The 14,392-nt window shown below is 71.8% G+C and carries 10 protein-coding genes; 6 read left to right on the top strand and 4 right to left on the bottom strand.

The window, feature by feature from the left end; all coding sequences use genetic code 11:
• The first annotated feature begins 100 nt into the window (after positions 1 to 100).
• From ABZY33_RS19950 to ABZY33_RS19930, 5 genes are all read left to right on the top strand, one after another.
• Positions 101 to 892 (top strand): ATP-binding cassette domain-containing protein, encoded by a 792-nt coding sequence (locus tag ABZY33_RS19950; protein WP_356492928.1) that lies wholly within the window; start codon positions 101 to 103, stop codon positions 890 to 892.
• Positions 889 to 2,169: a sugar ABC transporter permease gene (locus ABZY33_RS19945; RefSeq protein ID WP_356492927.1), complete on the top strand. Its 1,281-nt coding sequence runs from the start codon at positions 889 to 891 to the stop codon at positions 2,167 to 2,169. The genes ABZY33_RS19950 and ABZY33_RS19945 overlap by 4 nt, the downstream gene beginning before the upstream one ends.
• A gap of 226 nt (positions 2,170 to 2,395) precedes the next feature.
• Entirely contained in the window at positions 2,396 to 4,324 is a 1,929-nt protein-coding gene (dxs, locus tag ABZY33_RS19940; protein WP_356492926.1) for a 1-deoxy-D-xylulose-5-phosphate synthase, read from the top strand.
• Positions 4,325 to 4,466: 142 nt separating this feature from the next.
• Positions 4,467 to 5,972 (top strand): amino acid permease, encoded by a 1,506-nt coding sequence (locus ABZY33_RS19935; protein WP_356492925.1) that lies wholly within the window; start codon positions 4,467 to 4,469, stop codon positions 5,970 to 5,972.
• A gap of 72 nt (positions 5,973 to 6,044) precedes the next feature.
• A complete protein-coding gene (locus tag ABZY33_RS19930) occupies positions 6,045 to 7,508 on the top strand; it encodes a glycosyltransferase family 39 protein (protein ID WP_356492924.1) in 1,464 nt (487 codons plus the stop codon).
• A 29-nt stretch (positions 7,509 to 7,537) separates the two neighbouring features.
• Here ABZY33_RS19930 and ABZY33_RS19925 read toward each other — a convergent pair whose 3' ends face one another.
• On the bottom strand, positions 7,538 to 7,888 hold the full coding sequence (locus ABZY33_RS19925; RefSeq protein ID WP_356492923.1) for an NTP pyrophosphohydrolase: 351 nt from the start codon (positions 7,886 to 7,888) through the stop codon (positions 7,538 to 7,540).
• Between the two features lie 64 nt (positions 7,889 to 7,952).
• Here ABZY33_RS19925 and ABZY33_RS19920 point away from each other — a divergent pair, with 64 nt between their 5' ends.
• The gene (locus ABZY33_RS19920; RefSeq protein WP_356492922.1) at positions 7,953 to 8,987 is read left to right on the top strand and encodes a hypothetical protein; all 1,035 of its coding nucleotides are present in this window, start codon (positions 7,953 to 7,955) and stop codon (positions 8,985 to 8,987) included.
• A 419-nt stretch (positions 8,988 to 9,406) separates the two neighbouring features.
• Here the strand turns inward: ABZY33_RS19920 and ABZY33_RS19915 are convergent, their stop codons facing one another.
• The 3 genes from ABZY33_RS19915 to ABZY33_RS19905 all read right to left on the bottom strand — a co-directional run bounded on the left by ABZY33_RS19915 (position 9,407) and on the right by ABZY33_RS19905 (position 14,287).
• Positions 9,407 to 11,539, bottom strand: coding sequence for a 3-hydroxyacyl-CoA dehydrogenase NAD-binding domain-containing protein (locus ABZY33_RS19915; protein WP_356492921.1), 2,133 nt, complete (start codon positions 11,537 to 11,539; stop codon positions 9,407 to 9,409).
• Positions 11,536 to 12,762 (bottom strand): acetyl-CoA C-acyltransferase, encoded by a 1,227-nt coding sequence (locus tag ABZY33_RS19910; RefSeq protein ID WP_356492920.1) that lies wholly within the window; start codon positions 12,760 to 12,762, stop codon positions 11,536 to 11,538. Before ABZY33_RS19910 ends, ABZY33_RS19915 begins: the two co-directional genes overlap by 4 nt.
• 253 nt (positions 12,763 to 13,015) lie before the next feature.
• On the bottom strand, positions 13,016 to 14,287 hold the full coding sequence (locus tag ABZY33_RS19905; protein ID WP_356492919.1) for a ribonuclease D: 1,272 nt from the start codon (positions 14,285 to 14,287) through the stop codon (positions 13,016 to 13,018).
• Between the last annotated feature and the right edge of the window lie 105 nt (positions 14,288 to 14,392).

Raw genomic sequence — 14,392 nt, 5'->3', positions numbered from 1 at the left:
GCCCCGCAAGCTCAACGGCGGGGCGCCGGACGCAGCACACCCCCTCAGTCTTCACTTCTGTTCAACCTCCCGCCAGGTCAGGCCTTTGGCGGCGAAGGAGATGGTTCACGTGTCCGCTACGCCCGTGCTGGCGTTGCGCGGGGTCTCCAAGCGATTCGGTGCCGTCCAGGCGCTCACCGACGTAGAGCTTGAGGTCCACGCCGGTGAGGTGGTCGCCCTGGTGGGCGACAACGGTGCCGGAAAGTCCACCCTGGTCAAGACGATCGCCGGGGTGCACCCCATCGACGACGGCGTCATCGAGTGGAACGGCAAGGCCGTCGCGGTCAACCGGCCGCACGACGCCCAGGCTCTCGGTATCGCGACCGTCTACCAGGACCTCGCGCTCTGCGACAACATCGACGTCGTCGGCAACCTCTTCCTGGGCCGCGAGATCAAGCGCCGCGGAGTCCTCGACGAGATCGAGATGGAGCGCCGCTCGCGCGAGCTCCTGGAGACCCTCTCGATCCGCATCCCCAGCGTGCGCATCCCGATCGCCTCGCTCTCCGGCGGTCAGCGCCAGGTCGTGGCCATCGCCCGTTCCATGCTCGGCGAGCCCAAGCTGGTCATCCTCGACGAGCCGACGGCCGCCCTCGGCGTCGAGCAGACCGCCCAGGTCCTCGACCTCGTCGAGCGGCTGCGCGAGCGCGGCCACGCGGTCATCCTCATCAGCCACAACATGGCCGATGTGAAGGCCGTCGCGGACAAGGTCGCCGTGCTGCGGCTGGGCCGCAACAACGGTGTGTTCGAGGTCAAGACGACCTCGCAGGAAGAGATCATCTCCGCCATCACCGGCGCCACGGACAACGCCGTGACCCGTCGTGCGGCGCGCAGCAACGCGGAGGCTCAGAAGTGAGCATCGACAAGACCAAAGCCCCCGTGGACGCCGCCCCCGCGGCGGCCGGTGCCACGGTGACCGCCGTCGACCCCCGCCTCCTCGTGCGGGAGCAGGGGTTCGCGGGCTACCTGAGCGAGTTCAAGCGCAAGATCCGCGGTGGTGACCTCGGCGCGATACCGGTCGTCATCGGCCTCATCGTCATCTGCGCGATCTTCCAGAGCCTGAACTCGGCGTTCCTGGGCGCGCAGAACCTCAACAACATCTTCGTTGCCATGGTGGCCACGGGCATGATGTCGGTCGGCATCATCTTCGTGCTGCTGCTCGGTGAGATCGACCTGTCGGTCGGCTCCGTCTCCGGTGTCTCCTCGGCGATCATGGCCGTGATGAGCATCACCCACGGGGTCAACGAGTGGCTCGCCGTGCTCACCGCCCTCGCGGCCGGTGCCGTCATCGGCGCCCTGCACGGCTTCTTCTTCGCCCGGATCGGCGCGCCCGCCTTCGCCGTGACCCTGGCCGGCCTGCTGTTCTGGAACGGCTTCATGCTCCAGGTCCTGGGCTCCAACGGCACGATCAACATCGACAGCGACGGCGTCGTCGGCAAGCTCACCGGCTACTACTTCTCGGACGTCGCCGCCGCCTACGGGCTCGCGGTCGTCGCGGTCCTCGCCTACTTCGTGCCGACCTTCCTGGCCAACCGGCGCCGCGAGGCCGCGGGCATCCCGTCCCGGCCGCTGAGCGACATCGTGCTGCGCACGGTGCTCCTCGCGATCGCCGTGTTCGGCATGGCGATCATCTTCAACCAGTACAAGGGCCTGCCGCTCGCGGTGCTGCTCTTCGCGATCGTGCTGGTCGGCTCGGACTTCGTGCTGCGCCGCACCTCCTACGGCCGCAAGGTCTTCGCGCTCGGCGGCAGCGTCGAGGCCTCGCGCCGCGCCGGCATCAACGTGACGGCGGTGCGGGTCTCCGTCTTCGCCATCGCGGGCCTGTTCGCCGCGGTCGGCGGTCTCTTCTGGGCCTCCAAGATCGCGGCGGCCAACCAGAGCGCCGGCTCCGGCGACCTGCTGATGAACGTCATCGCCGCGGCCGTCATCGGCGGCACCAGCCTCTTCGGCGGCCGGGGCCGCACGTGGAACGCGCTGCTCGGTGTGCTGGTCATCACCGCGATCCAGTACGGCCTGGCCCTCCAGGGCATCGAGACGCCGATCCAGTACATGATCACCGGCGGTGTGCTCCTCGCCACGGTCGTCATCGACTCGGTGAGCCGCAAGACCCAGAAGTCGGCCGGCCGCGCCTGACCGGTTCCGACCCCGCTCATCAGGGCTGACTGTGCCCGGCGTCAAGGACGACGCCGGGCACAGTCATGGTCGGGCGCGAACGCGCGTTCGCACCCCCTGCGCCGAACGTGTGACCGGTGACGCGCAGCCCGGCCTCCGTCCACGCCGGTGGAACATTAGACTCGACGCACCCGGCAAGCTCGTACAGCTCAGCCAGCTCACACAGCTCTAACGCAAGGAGGCACGGGTGCCGCTGCTGACCCGCATCACGGGACCGCGCGATCTGGACCGGCTCAGCCTGGAGCAGCTGGACCAGCTGGCGGATGAGATCCGGACCTTCCTCGTCGAAGCGGTCTCCAAGACCGGCGGCCACCTCGGCCCCAACCTCGGTGTCGTCGAGCTGACCATCGCCCTGCACCGCGTCTTCGAGTCGCCGCGCGACAAGGTGCTGTGGGACACCGGCCACCAGTCCTACGTGCACAAGCTGCTCACCGGCCGCCAGGACTTCTCCAAGCTGAAGATGAAGGGCGGCCTCTCCGGCTACCCCTCGCAGGCCGAGTCCGAGCACGACGTCATCGAGAACAGCCACGCCTCCACCGTCCTCGGCTGGGCCGACGGCCTCGCCAAGGCCAACGAGGTCCGCGCCAAGGACGACCACGTCGTCGCGGTCATCGGCGACGGCGCCCTGACCGGCGGCATGGCCTGGGAGGCGCTGAACAACATCGCCGCCGCCAAGGACCGCCCCCTGGTCATCGTGGTCAACGACAACGAGCGCTCCTACGCGCCCACGATCGGCGGCCTCGCCAACCACCTGGCCACGCTGCGCACCACGGACGGCTACGAGCGCTTCCTGGCCCGCGGCAAGGACCTCCTGGAGCGCACCCCGGTCGTCGGCCGCCCGCTCTACGAGACGCTGCACGGCGCCAAGAAGGGCCTCAAGGACTTCATCGCGCCGCAGGGCATGTTCGAGGACCTCGGCCTGAAGTACGTCGGCCCGATCGACGGCCACGACATCGAGGCGCTGGAGTCCGCGCTGACCCGCGCCAAGCGGTTCGGCGGCCCGGTCATCGTGCACTGCCTCACCGAGAAGGGCCGCGGCTACACGCCCGCCCTCCAGGACGAGGCGGACCGCTTCCACGGCATCGGCCCGATCCACCCTGACACCGGCCTGCCGGTCAAGGCCTCCGGCGCCGACTGGACCTCCGTCTTCGGCGACGAGATGGCCCGCCTCGGCGAGGAGCGCGAGGACATCGTCGCCATCACCGCCGCGATGCTCCAGCCCGTCGGCCTCAAGAAGTTCGCGGACAAGTTCCCGGACCGGGTCTACGACGTGGGCATCGCCGAGCAGCACGGCGCGGTCAGCGCCGCGGGCCTCGCGGCCGGCGGCCTGCACCCCGTCTTCGCCGTCTACGCGACCTTCCTCAACCGCGCCTTCGACCAGCTCCTGATGGACGTGGCCCTGCACAAGTGCGGCGTCACCTTCGTCCTGGACCGGGCCGGGGTCACCGGCACCGACGGCGCCTCGCACAACGGCATGTGGGACATGTCGATCCTCCAGGTCGTCCCGGGCCTGCGGATCGCCGCGCCGCGCGACGCCGACCAGGTCCGTGCCCAGCTGCGCGAGGCCGTCCAGGTCGACGACGCCCCCACCGTCGTGCGCTACTCCAAGGGCGCGGTCGGCCCCGCGGTCGAGGCGGTCGGCACGGTCGGCGCCATGGACGTGCTGCGCGAGCCGGGCAGCGACCGCCCCGACGTGCTGCTCGTCTCGGTCGGCGCCCTCGCCCCCATGTGCCTGGAGATCGCCGCGCTCCTCGACAAGCAGGGCATCACCACGACCGTCGTCGACCCCCGCTGGGTCAAGCCGGTCGACGAGGCGATGGCCCCGCTCGCCGAGCGCCACCGCGTCGTGGTCACCGTCGAGGACAACTCCCGGGTCGGCGGCGTCGGCTCGGCCGTCGCCCAGGCCCTGCGCGACGCGGGCGTCGACGTCCCGCTGCGCGACTTCGGCATCCCGCCGCGCTTCCTCGACCACGCCTCCCGCACGGAGATCATGGCGGAGATCGGCCTCACCGCCCCCGACATCGCCCGCCAGGTCACCGGCCTGGTCGCGAAGCTGGACGGCCGCCACGAGCGCGACCGCGCCCCGCAGGAGGAGATGGAGCCGGCCCGGGACTGAGGGCTGCCTGAGCGCCGGGCCGGACTCACCCATTGGGTGGTCCGGCCCGGCGCTCTTTCGCGTGAACAGGCACGACTGATCGGCCGGTCGGCGGTTACTTGTCCGAATCATGTCGCAGGACGCCAGACGACGGAGGTAGCCGGTGACCACCCAGCCAGACACGGGACGCGCACGCAGCGGGCTGTTCAGAACCAAGTCCATCGAACAGTCCATCCAGGACACCGAGGAACCCGGGCACAAGCTCAAGAAATCCCTCTCCGCCCTCGACCTCACGGTCTTCGGCGTCGGCGTCGTCATCGGCGCCGGCATCTTCGTCACCACCGGCACGGTGGCCAAGGACTACGCGGGCCCCGCCGTCGCCCTCGCGTTCGTCGTCGCCGGCATCGTCTGCGCGCTCGCGGCGCTCTGCTACGCCGAGTTCGCCTCGACCGTCCCGGTCGCGGGCTCCGCGTACACCTTCGCGTACGCCTCGCTCGGTGAGTTCGTCGCCTGGATCATCGGCTGGGACCTGGTCCTGGAGCTGGCCCTCGGTGCGGCCACGGTCTCCGTCGGCTGGTCCGGATACGTCCAGTCGCTCCTCGACAGCTGGGGCATCCCGCTGCCCGCCGTGCTCGTCGGCCCGCAGGACGGCAAGTTCGGCTTCAACCTCGCCGCCGCCCTGCTCATCCTGGTGATGACCGGCGTCCTGGTCGCGGGCGTCAAGCTCTCCGCCCACGTCACGTCGCTGGTCGTCGCGGTCAAGGTCCTCGTCGTCCTGATCATCATCGCGGTCGGCAGCTTCCACCTCGTCGGCGCCAACTACAAGCCGTTCATCCCGCCGCAGAAGGAGGTGTCCGGCGGTTCCGGGCTCAGCGCGACGCTGCTCGAATCGATCTTCGGCTACACCCCGTCGGCCTTCGGCATCATGGGCATCTTCACCGCCGCCGCCATCGTCTTCTTCGCGTACATCGGCTTCGACGTCGTCGCCACCGCCGCCGAGGAGACCATCGACCCGGCCAAGGACGTGCCGCGCGGCATCATCGGCTCCCTCGCCATCTGCACGGCCCTGTACGTCGCCGTGTCGGTCGTCGTCACCGGCATGCAGAAGTACAGCTCGCTCAGCGCGGACGCCCCGCTCGCCGACGCGTTCAAGGCGATCGACCAGCCGTTCTGGGCGGGACTGATCAACTTCGGCGCCATCATCGGCCTGGTCACGGTCGTCATGATCCTGCTGCTCGGCCAGGGCCGGGTCTTCTTCGCGATGAGCCGCGACGGACTCCTGCCGAAGGTCTTCAGCGAGGTCCACCCGAAGTTCCGCACGCCCTACCGCTCCACGATCATCCTCGGCATCGCGTCGGCGGTCCTCGCCGGCTTCGTCTCCCTGGAGGAGCTCTCCAAGCTCGTCAACATCGGCACGCTCTTCGCCTTCGTCGTGGTCGCCCTCGGCGTGATCATCCTGCGCCGGACCCGCCCCGACCTGCACCGCAACTTCCGTGCTCCCTGGGTGCCCGTGCTGCCGATCGCCTCGGTCGCCGCGTCGGTGTGGCTGATGCTCAACCTCTCGGTGGAGACCTGGCTGCGCTTCCTCGCCTGGATGGTGCTCGGCCTCGTCATCTACTTCCTCTACGGCCGCCGCCACAGCCGCCTCGGCCGCCGCGACGCCGCGTAACCGTCAACCCGCGACCCCGGCCCCGTATGTCCCATTCAGGTGTGGACTGCGGGGCCGGATAGTTTGGCGCCCATGCTCACCGAGGCGCCCAGGCCATCACCGTACGTGTCCGAAGTCCGGCGGGACGCCCCGGACCCCGGCCTCGGCTACTGGCGGCGCCTCGTCCCGCTCCTCGCCCTGCTCGCCTGCGTCACCCGGGTCCCGTCCTTCGTCGGGCCGCTCTGGAACCCCGACGAGGGCTACCTCGCCGTCCAGGCCCGGATGCTGGCACACGGCGGCACGCTCTACGAGAGCGTCGTCGACCGCAAACCACCGCTCGTGCCCTGGCTCTACGAGGCCGCGTTCGCCGTCTTCGGCTCCGGCTCGCTCACCCCGCTGCGCCTGTGCGCCGTCGCCGCGCAGCTGGCCACGGCCCTGCTGCTCGCCTCGGTCGCGCGCCGCCGCTGGGGCGCCACCGCCGGTCGCACCACGGGCGTCCTGTACCTGCTGATCTCGGTCGGGCTCAACCCGCAGGACGCGCAGGCCGCCACTTTCGAGGTCTTCATGCTGCCGTGGACCGCGGCCGCCCTGTGGTGCGCCGACCGGCGCCGCTGGGGCTGGTGCGGGGCCGCCGTCGCCGGCGCGTTCCTGACCAAGCAGACCGGGGGAGCGGTCCTGGTGCCGGTCGCCTGGATGCTGTGGCGGTGCGGGCCGTCCCGGCGGGGCGTGCTGCGGTGCGCGGCCGGCGCGGCGCTGCCGGTGCTCCTGGCGGCCCTCGCCACCGACCCGGCGGGCTTCCTGTTCTGGACGGTGACCGGATCGGCCGCGTACGCCTCCTTCGCCGGCTCCGAACTGCACGTCCTGGCACGGGGGCTGACCAACGCGGCGATCCTCGGCGTGGCCTGCGCCGGCCTCCTGCCCCCGCTCACGCGGGCCCTGCGCACCCTGCGCACCGGCTGCGCGGAGCTGTGGATCTGGCTCGCCTCCTCCGCCGGGGCGGTCCTCCTCGGCTTCCACTTCTTCGGCCACTACTACCTGCAACTCACGCCGCCGCTCGCCCTGTTGGGCGCCGCCGCGCTGCACGTCCTGCCGCGCGGACGCCGCGGCACGGCGCTGCTGACCTCCGCGTGCTGCTGCGCGATCTTCCTCACCTGGGGAATGCTCGCGCCCCGCCCCGACCTCGCGCACACCCAGCGCGTCGCGGACGCGGTGCGGGCGCACTCCGCGCCGCGGGAGCCGGTGCTCGTGTGGGGCATACACCCCGAGACGTACTGGCTCGCCGACCGGGAGCCCGCGAGCCGCTTCCTGACGGCCGGGCTGCTCACGAACTACAGCGGGGGCCGGGACGGGCCTCAGGTGGGCGAGAAGTACGCCGTACGGGGCGCCTGGGCGGCCTTCCGCGGGGAGTTCGCCGCCCGCGCGCCCCGGCTCGTGGTGGACGACTCGCGCGGCGCGCCGTACGGGCCTCAGCGGGTCAGGTCCCTGCGGCGGATGCTGGCACCTTACGAGGTCGCGGGAACCGTGGACGGCGCGGTCCTCTACGTACGCCGGCCGTAAGGGGGGCGGGCATGAGAGGGGAGCGCTGCTTACGGGTAGACCGTCCGCGGCCCCACGCAGCGCGCCCCCGTCTCCTCGACCCGGCGCCGCAGCTCCCGGTCGGCCGTCACGACCACGCAGGGCCCCGCCGCACCGGCCGCCACCGCCACGATGTGGTCGTCGCCCTCGCCCGGCGCCTCCTCGATCCGCACGCCCCGCACCGCCTCGACGCCCCGGGCCCGGCCCTCGACCACCAGCACGACCTCCTCGTCCGGGTGCCGCTCGGCGTGGACCGCGAGCCGGTCGCGCAGCCGGACGGCGGCGGCCCGCCGGTCGCGCCACCAGCCGTCGGGGACGGAGCCGACGACGTTCGCGCCGTCCACCACCAGAAGAGTCCTCATACGGAAAACCGTACGTGCCGGGGGCGCGACGTGAGCACGGCCGCCCGCCGCCTAAAATGGAACGGTGAACGGCGACTGGCTGATACGCGCACGCGACGGCAGGCTCTGCGCCTACGCGTACACCCCCGACGGCGACGCGGTCTGCTGCCGCACCGAGCGCGCGCCGGACCACGCCTGGTCCGAGCCGCGCACCGTCGGCGGCGACCAGCGGCTGCACACGGTGCTCGCCCTGGCCCAAGCCCCCGGCGGATACACCCACTTGGTGTCGTGGCGCCCCACGGTCCCCGGCGAGTCCGGCCTGGTCCACTCGACGCACTTCCAGGCGCACCTCGCGGCGCTCGACTGGACCTCCATCGGCCATCCGAACAAGACGGGCGACCGCACCGGCCCGCCCGCGGTGGCCGTCGACGCGCAGGGCCGCGCCCACGTCTTCGTGCGCAACCGGGGCGGCGGGGTCAACATGCGCGCCCAGCAGGAGAAGGGCGGCTGGGGCCCGTGGCGTGACCTCAAGGGCCGCCGCCTGCTCGGCGAACTCGCAGCGGTGGCCGGGGAGTCGGGACTGATCACCCTGTACGCGGCGAGCGACGACTGCCTCTTCCGCTGGCGCCAGCAGGAGCCCGGCGGCATCCCGCGCGAGGACGACAAACCGCTGCGGGTGGTGGCCCGCCCGGACTCGCTGCGCGCCCTGGCGACCTCGGCCGAGCACACCACGCTCTTCTACACGGACGACGAGACCGGCGGCCTGTGGGCGTGGCGGGGCGACGAGGCCCCGGTCCGCCTGATGGACGCGGCGGGACCCGGCCCGGTGACGGTGGTCCGCTGTTCGCTGGACGGCGTGGACTGCACGGTGCTCGCGCAGCGTGCCCACAGCGGCCGTGTCGCCTTCGCCGCGTACCCCACGGAGCTGGAGTCGGCCGGCGCCTGGTGGACGGAGTCGGGCCCGGCCCTGCCGCCGGACGCGCGCATCGCCCTGGCGACGGACGCGGACGGCCGCGTGGTGGCGGCCACGTACGTCCCCGGCAACCCACCCCGCATGCACCTGACCCGCCGCAAGAACGAACCGGGCCTGGCCCTGGAGGCATGGCACGAGGTGCCGTAACCCCCAGAAGGACGCGACGAACGGCGCGAGAACCCCCACGGCGGGTCAGCCGGTAAACGACCGAAGGGGGCCGGGGCATCCGGCCACCGGCTGCGCTGAACGCCGCGGAGGGGCGCGGGGAACGGCGCGAGAAGCCCCACCGGCCGGTCAGCGGGTCAACGGCTGCAGAGGGGGGCAGGGCATCCGCCCACCGGCCGCGCCCAACGCCGCTGAGGGGCGCGGGGAACTGCGCGAGAAGCCCCACCGGCCGGTCGTCAGCCGCCCAACAGCCATAAGGGACGCGGGGAACGGCGCTAGAAGCCCCATCCGGCCGCAAGTCGCCCAACGCCGAAGGGGGCGCGAGGTGACCGCGGACCCAGAACGAACTGGTCCGGGGTCGCCCCACGCCCCCTCAACCGTCGGAGACGAACCGCGGGCCCCTACACAGGCACGCTGGCCACACCCGCCGCCAGGAACCGCCTACCGACAACCCGCTCCGAGACACCCTCCCGGTCCAGGTACGGCGTGATCCCACCCAGGTGGAAGGGCCAGCCCGCCCCCGTGATCAGGCACAGGTCGATGTCCTGCGCCTCGGCGACGACACCCTCGTCGAGCATGAGCCCGATCTCCTGAGCGACAGCGTCGAGCACACGGTCCCGCACCTGCTCCTCGGTCAGGACGACATCGCCCTGCTTCAGAAGCGCCGCGACCTCAGGGTCCAGCTCCGGCTTGCCGCTGTCGTACACGTAGAACCCACGCTTGCCCGCCTTGACGACGGCGGCAAGGTTCGGCGAGACGGTGAAGCGCTCCGGGAAGGCGCGGTTCAGGGTCTCGGAGACGTGCAGCCCGATCGCCGGCCCGACCAGCTCCAGCAGGACCAGCGGCGACATCGGCAGACCGAGCGGCTCGACGGCCTTCTCGGCGACCTCGACGGGGGTGCCCTCGTCGATGACGTTCTGGATCTCGCCCATGAAGCGGGTCAGGATGCGGTTGACGACGAACGCCGGGGCGTCCTTCACCAGCACCGCGGTCTTCTTCAGCTTCTTGGCGACGCCGAACGCCGTGGCCAGCGCCGCGTCATCCGTCTGCTCGCCGCGCACGATCTCCAGGAGCGGCAGGATCGCGACCGGGTTGAAGAAGTGGAAGCCGACGACCCGCTCGGGGTGCTTCAGCTTCGACGCCATCTCGGAGACCGAGAGCGAGGAGGTGTTGGTGGCGAGGATCGCGTGCGCCGGGGCGACCGCCTCGACCTCGGCGAACACCTGCTGCTTGACGCCGATCTCCTCGAAGACGGCCTCGATGACGAAGTCCGCGTCGGAGAAGCCCTCGGCCTTGTCGAGGACGCCGGAGACGAGCCCCTTCAGGCGGTTGGCCTTGTCCTGGTTGACTCGGCCCTTGCCGAGCAGCTTGTCGATCTCGGCGTGGACGTAGCCCACACCCTTGTCGACGCGCTCCTGGTCGATGTCGGTGAGCACCACCGGCACCTCCAGGCGGCGCAGGAAGAGCAGCGCGAGCTGCGAGGCCATCAGGCCCGCGCCCACGACGCCGACCTTCGTCACCGGACGGGCCAGGCTCTTGTCCGGGGCGCCCGCGGGCCGCTTGGCGCGCTTCTGCACCAGGTTGAACGAGTAGATGCCCGCGCGCAGTTCGCCGCCCATGATGAGGTCGGCGAGCGCCTTGTCCTCGGCGTCGAACCCGGCCTGGAGGTCCCCGCTCTTCGCGGCGGCGATGATCTCGAGCGCGCGGTACGCGGCCGGGGCCGCGCCGTGCACCTTGGAGTCGGCGATGAAGCGGCCGCGCGCGACGGCCTGGTCCCAGGCCTCGCCGCGGTCGACGTCCGGCCGCTCGACCTTGACGTCGCCGTTCAGCACCTGGGCGGTCCAGATCAGCGACTGCTCCAGGAAGTCGGCACCTTCGAAGAGCGCGTCGGCGATGCCGAGTTCGAAGACCTGAGCGCCCTTGAGCTGCTTGTTCTGGTTGAGCGAGTTCTCGATGATCACCGAGACGGCCTTGTCGGCGCCGATCAGGTTCGGCAGCAGCGCGCAGCCGCCCCAGCCGGGGACCAGGCCGAGGAAGACCTCGGGCAGCGAGAACGCGGGCAGCGCCTTGGAGACGGTGCGGTACGAGCAGTGCAGTCCGACCTCGACGCCACCGCCCATCGCGGCGCCGTTGTAGTACGCGAACGTCGGTACGGCCAGGCCCGCGAGGCGCTTGAAGACCTCGTGGCCGCCCTTGCCGATGGCGAGCGCGTCGTCGTGGTTCTTCAGCAGCTCGACGCCCTTGAGGTCGGCGCCGACCGCGAAGATGAACGGCTTGCCGGTGATGCCGACACCGACGATGCCGCCGTCGGCCGCCTCCTTCTCGACCTGGTCGATCGCGGCGTTCAGGTTCGCGAGCGAGCCCGGGCCGAAGGTGGTCGGCTTGGTGTGGTCGAAGCCGTTGTCCAGCGCGATCAGCGCGAACCGGCCCGCCCCGTAGGGCAGATCGAGGTGGCGGACGTGCGCGGAGGTGACGACCTCGCCGGGGAACAGCTCGGCCGCGCCCTTCAGGAGTTCAGCGGTGGTGGTGCTCACTTGTCGCCTCCGGCGTCCTTGTGGTGCGGGTTCTCCCAGATCACCGTGGCGCCCATGCCGAAGCCGACGCACATGGTGGTGAGGCCGTAGCGGACCTCCGGCTGCTCCTCGAACTGACGGGCCAGCTGCGTCATCAGACGCACGCCCGAGGAGGCCAGCGGGTGGCCGTAGGCGATGGCGCCGCCGTACTGGTTGACGCGGGCGTCGTCGTCGGCGATGCCGTAGTGGTCCAGGAACGCGAGGACCTGGACGGCGAACGCCTCGTTGATCTCGAAGAGGTTGATGTCCTCGATGGACAGGCCCGCCTTGGCGAGCGCCTTCTCCGTGGCCGGGATCGGGCCGTAGCCCATGACCTCGGGCTCGACGCCCGCGAAGGCGTAGGAGACGAGCCGCATCTTGACCGGCAGGCCGTGCTCGCGGGCGAACTCCTCGGACGCGATGATCGAGGCGGTGGCGCCGTCGTTCAGGCCCGCGGCGTTGCCCGCGGTGACGCGGCCGTGCGTACGGAACGGGGTCTTGAGGCCCGCGAGGTTCTCCAGGGTCGTGCCCGGACGCATCGGCTCGTCGGCGGTGACCAGACCCCAACCGGTCTCGCCCACCTCGGCGTTGGTGTTGCGCACCGAGATCGGGACGAGGTCCTGCTGGATCTTGCCGTTCGCGTACGCCTTCGCCGCCTTCTCCTGGGAGGCGACGGCGTACTTGTCGGCGCGCTCCTTGGTGATCTGCGGGTAGCGGTCGTGCAGGTTCTCCGCCGTCATGCCCATGAACAGGGCGGACTCGTCGACCAGCTTCTCGGAGACGAACCGCGGGTTCGGGTCGACGCCCTCGCCCATCGGGTGACGGCCCATGTGCTCGACGCCACCGGCGATCACGGCGTCGTACGCGCCGAACGCGACGGAGCCGGCGGCGGTGGTGACGGCCGTGAGGGCGCCCGCGCACATCCGGTCGATGGAGTAGCCGGGGACCGACTGCGGCAGGCCCGCGAGGATACCCGCGGTGCGGCCCAGGGTCAGGCCCTGGTCGCCGATCTGCGTGGTCGCGGCGATGGCGACCTCGTCGATCTTGGCCGGGTCCAGGTTCGGGTTGCGGCGCAGCAGCTCCCGGATGGCCTTGACGACGAGGTCGTCGGCGCGGGTCTCGTGGTAGATGCCCTTCGGGCCCGCCTTGCCGAACGGGGTGCGGACGCCGTCGACGAAGACGACGTCCCTGACGGTACGAGGCACGATGGCTCTCCTCCAAGATGCGGGACGGCACTGCCACGGCGCGCGGCTGAGCGCGCGCTCATGCCCTCATGCTACTTGCGGGTAACCATGCTGCCCAGCCCCCTCGCCTCAAGCGGCGAACGTCACACTTCCGCTGCGGGCCCGGTGGGGACTGGTCGCGCAGTACCCCGCGCCCCTGGGGCGCGGGGCTTCGCCGCTGCTCCAGGGGCCGACGAGATGGCGCACGTAGTGCGCATTTCAGGGGTGCGGGGAATCAGCGGGTTGCCAGGGCCGTGACCAGGGCGGGTGTCACTTGCTCCACCTGCCAGCGGCGGGCGCCGTGGGAAGCGAGAGCGGCGCCCACGGACTCGGGGTCCACGACGGCGGGCGGCTCCCAGCAGACCCGCCGCACCGTGTCCGGGGTGATCAGATTCTCCTGCGGCATGTTGAGCGCCTCGGCCCGCGTGGACACCGCGGCCCGCGCGGCGGAGAGCCGCGCCGCCGCGGCCGGGTCCTTGTCCGCCCAGGCCCGCGGCGGCGGCGGCCCGGCCACCTGCTGCCCGGGCTGCGGCAGCTCCGCGTCCGGCAGCGCCCGCGCCCGGTCCACGGCCGCCTGCCACTGCTCCAGCTGCCGGCGCCCCATGCGGTGCCCGAACCCGGGCAGCGCGGCCAGGGCGTGCACATTGACCGGCAGCGCGAGCGCGGCCTCGACGATCGCCGTGTCCCCGAGCACCTTGCCCGGCGACACGTCGCGGCGCTGCGCGACCCGGTCCCGGGCGGTCCACAGCTCCCGCACCACGGCCATCTGCCGGCGCCTGCGCACCTTGTGCATGCCGGACGTGCGCCGCCAGGGGTCCTTGCGCGGCGGCGCGGGCGGCGCCGAGGCGATCGCGTCGAACTCCTGGTGGGCCCAGTCGAGCTTGCCCTGCCGGTCCAGCTCCTTCTCCAGGGCGTCCCGCAGATCGACGAGCAGCTCCACGTCGAGGGCGGCGTAGCGCAGCCAGGGCTCGGGCAGCGGCCGCGTCGACCAGTCGACCGCCGAGTGCCCCTTCTCCAGGACGTAGCCGAGCACGCTCTCGACCATCGCGCCGAGGCCCACGCGCGGGAACCCGGCGAGCCGGCCCGCCAGTTCGGTGTCGAACAGCTCGGCGGGCACCATGCCTATTTCACGCAGGCACGGCAGGTCCTGGGTGGCGGCGTGCAGCACCCACTCCGCGTCCGCGATGGCCGCGCCGAAACCGGACAGGTCCGGACAGGCGACGGGGTCGATGAGCGCGCTCCCCGCGCCCTCGCGGCGCAGCTGCACCAGATAGGCGCGCTGTCCGTAGCGGTAACCGGAGGCGCGCTCGGCGTCGACCGCGACGGGTCCGGTGCCCGCGGCGAAGGCCGCGACCACCTGGGCGAGCGCGGCCTCGTCGGCGATCACCGGGGGGATACCCTCGCGCGGTTCGAGCAGGGGGATCGGCGCCGTCTCGACGTCGTCCGGAGGAGCGCCTCCGGTGGTGCGCAGTGAACTGTCTGCTGCGGTCTCTTGGGCGTCGGTCACCTGTCAAGGGTATCTGTGAACGGACGGGGCGCCGCGGCGGGCCGGTGAGGGGGCGGGGGCGCCAGGGGTTGGGCCCGCGAACAAACGGGCCGGGGGGGGGCGACG

The organism is Streptomyces sp. NPDC006552, assembly GCF_040611655.1.
Lineage (GTDB): Bacteria > Actinomycetota > Actinomycetes > Streptomycetales > Streptomycetaceae > Streptomyces.
The sequence above is the reverse complement of the archived record's forward strand: the minus strand, read 5'-3'. Positions and strand labels throughout refer to the sequence as shown.

Bases quoted from the DNA above. Each gene is read 5' to 3' on its own strand.
- ABZY33_RS19925 (WP_356492923.1), bottom strand. From the start codon at position 7,888: ATGAGGACTCTTCTGGTGGTGGACGGCGCGAACGTCGTCGGCTCCGTC.
- ABZY33_RS19950 (WP_356492928.1), top strand. From the start codon at position 101: ATGGTTCACGTGTCCGCTACGCCCGTGCTGGCGTTGCGCGGGGTCTCC.
- ABZY33_RS19930 (WP_356492924.1), top strand. From the start codon at position 6,045: ATGCTCACCGAGGCGCCCAGGCCATCACCGTACGTGTCCGAAGTCCGG.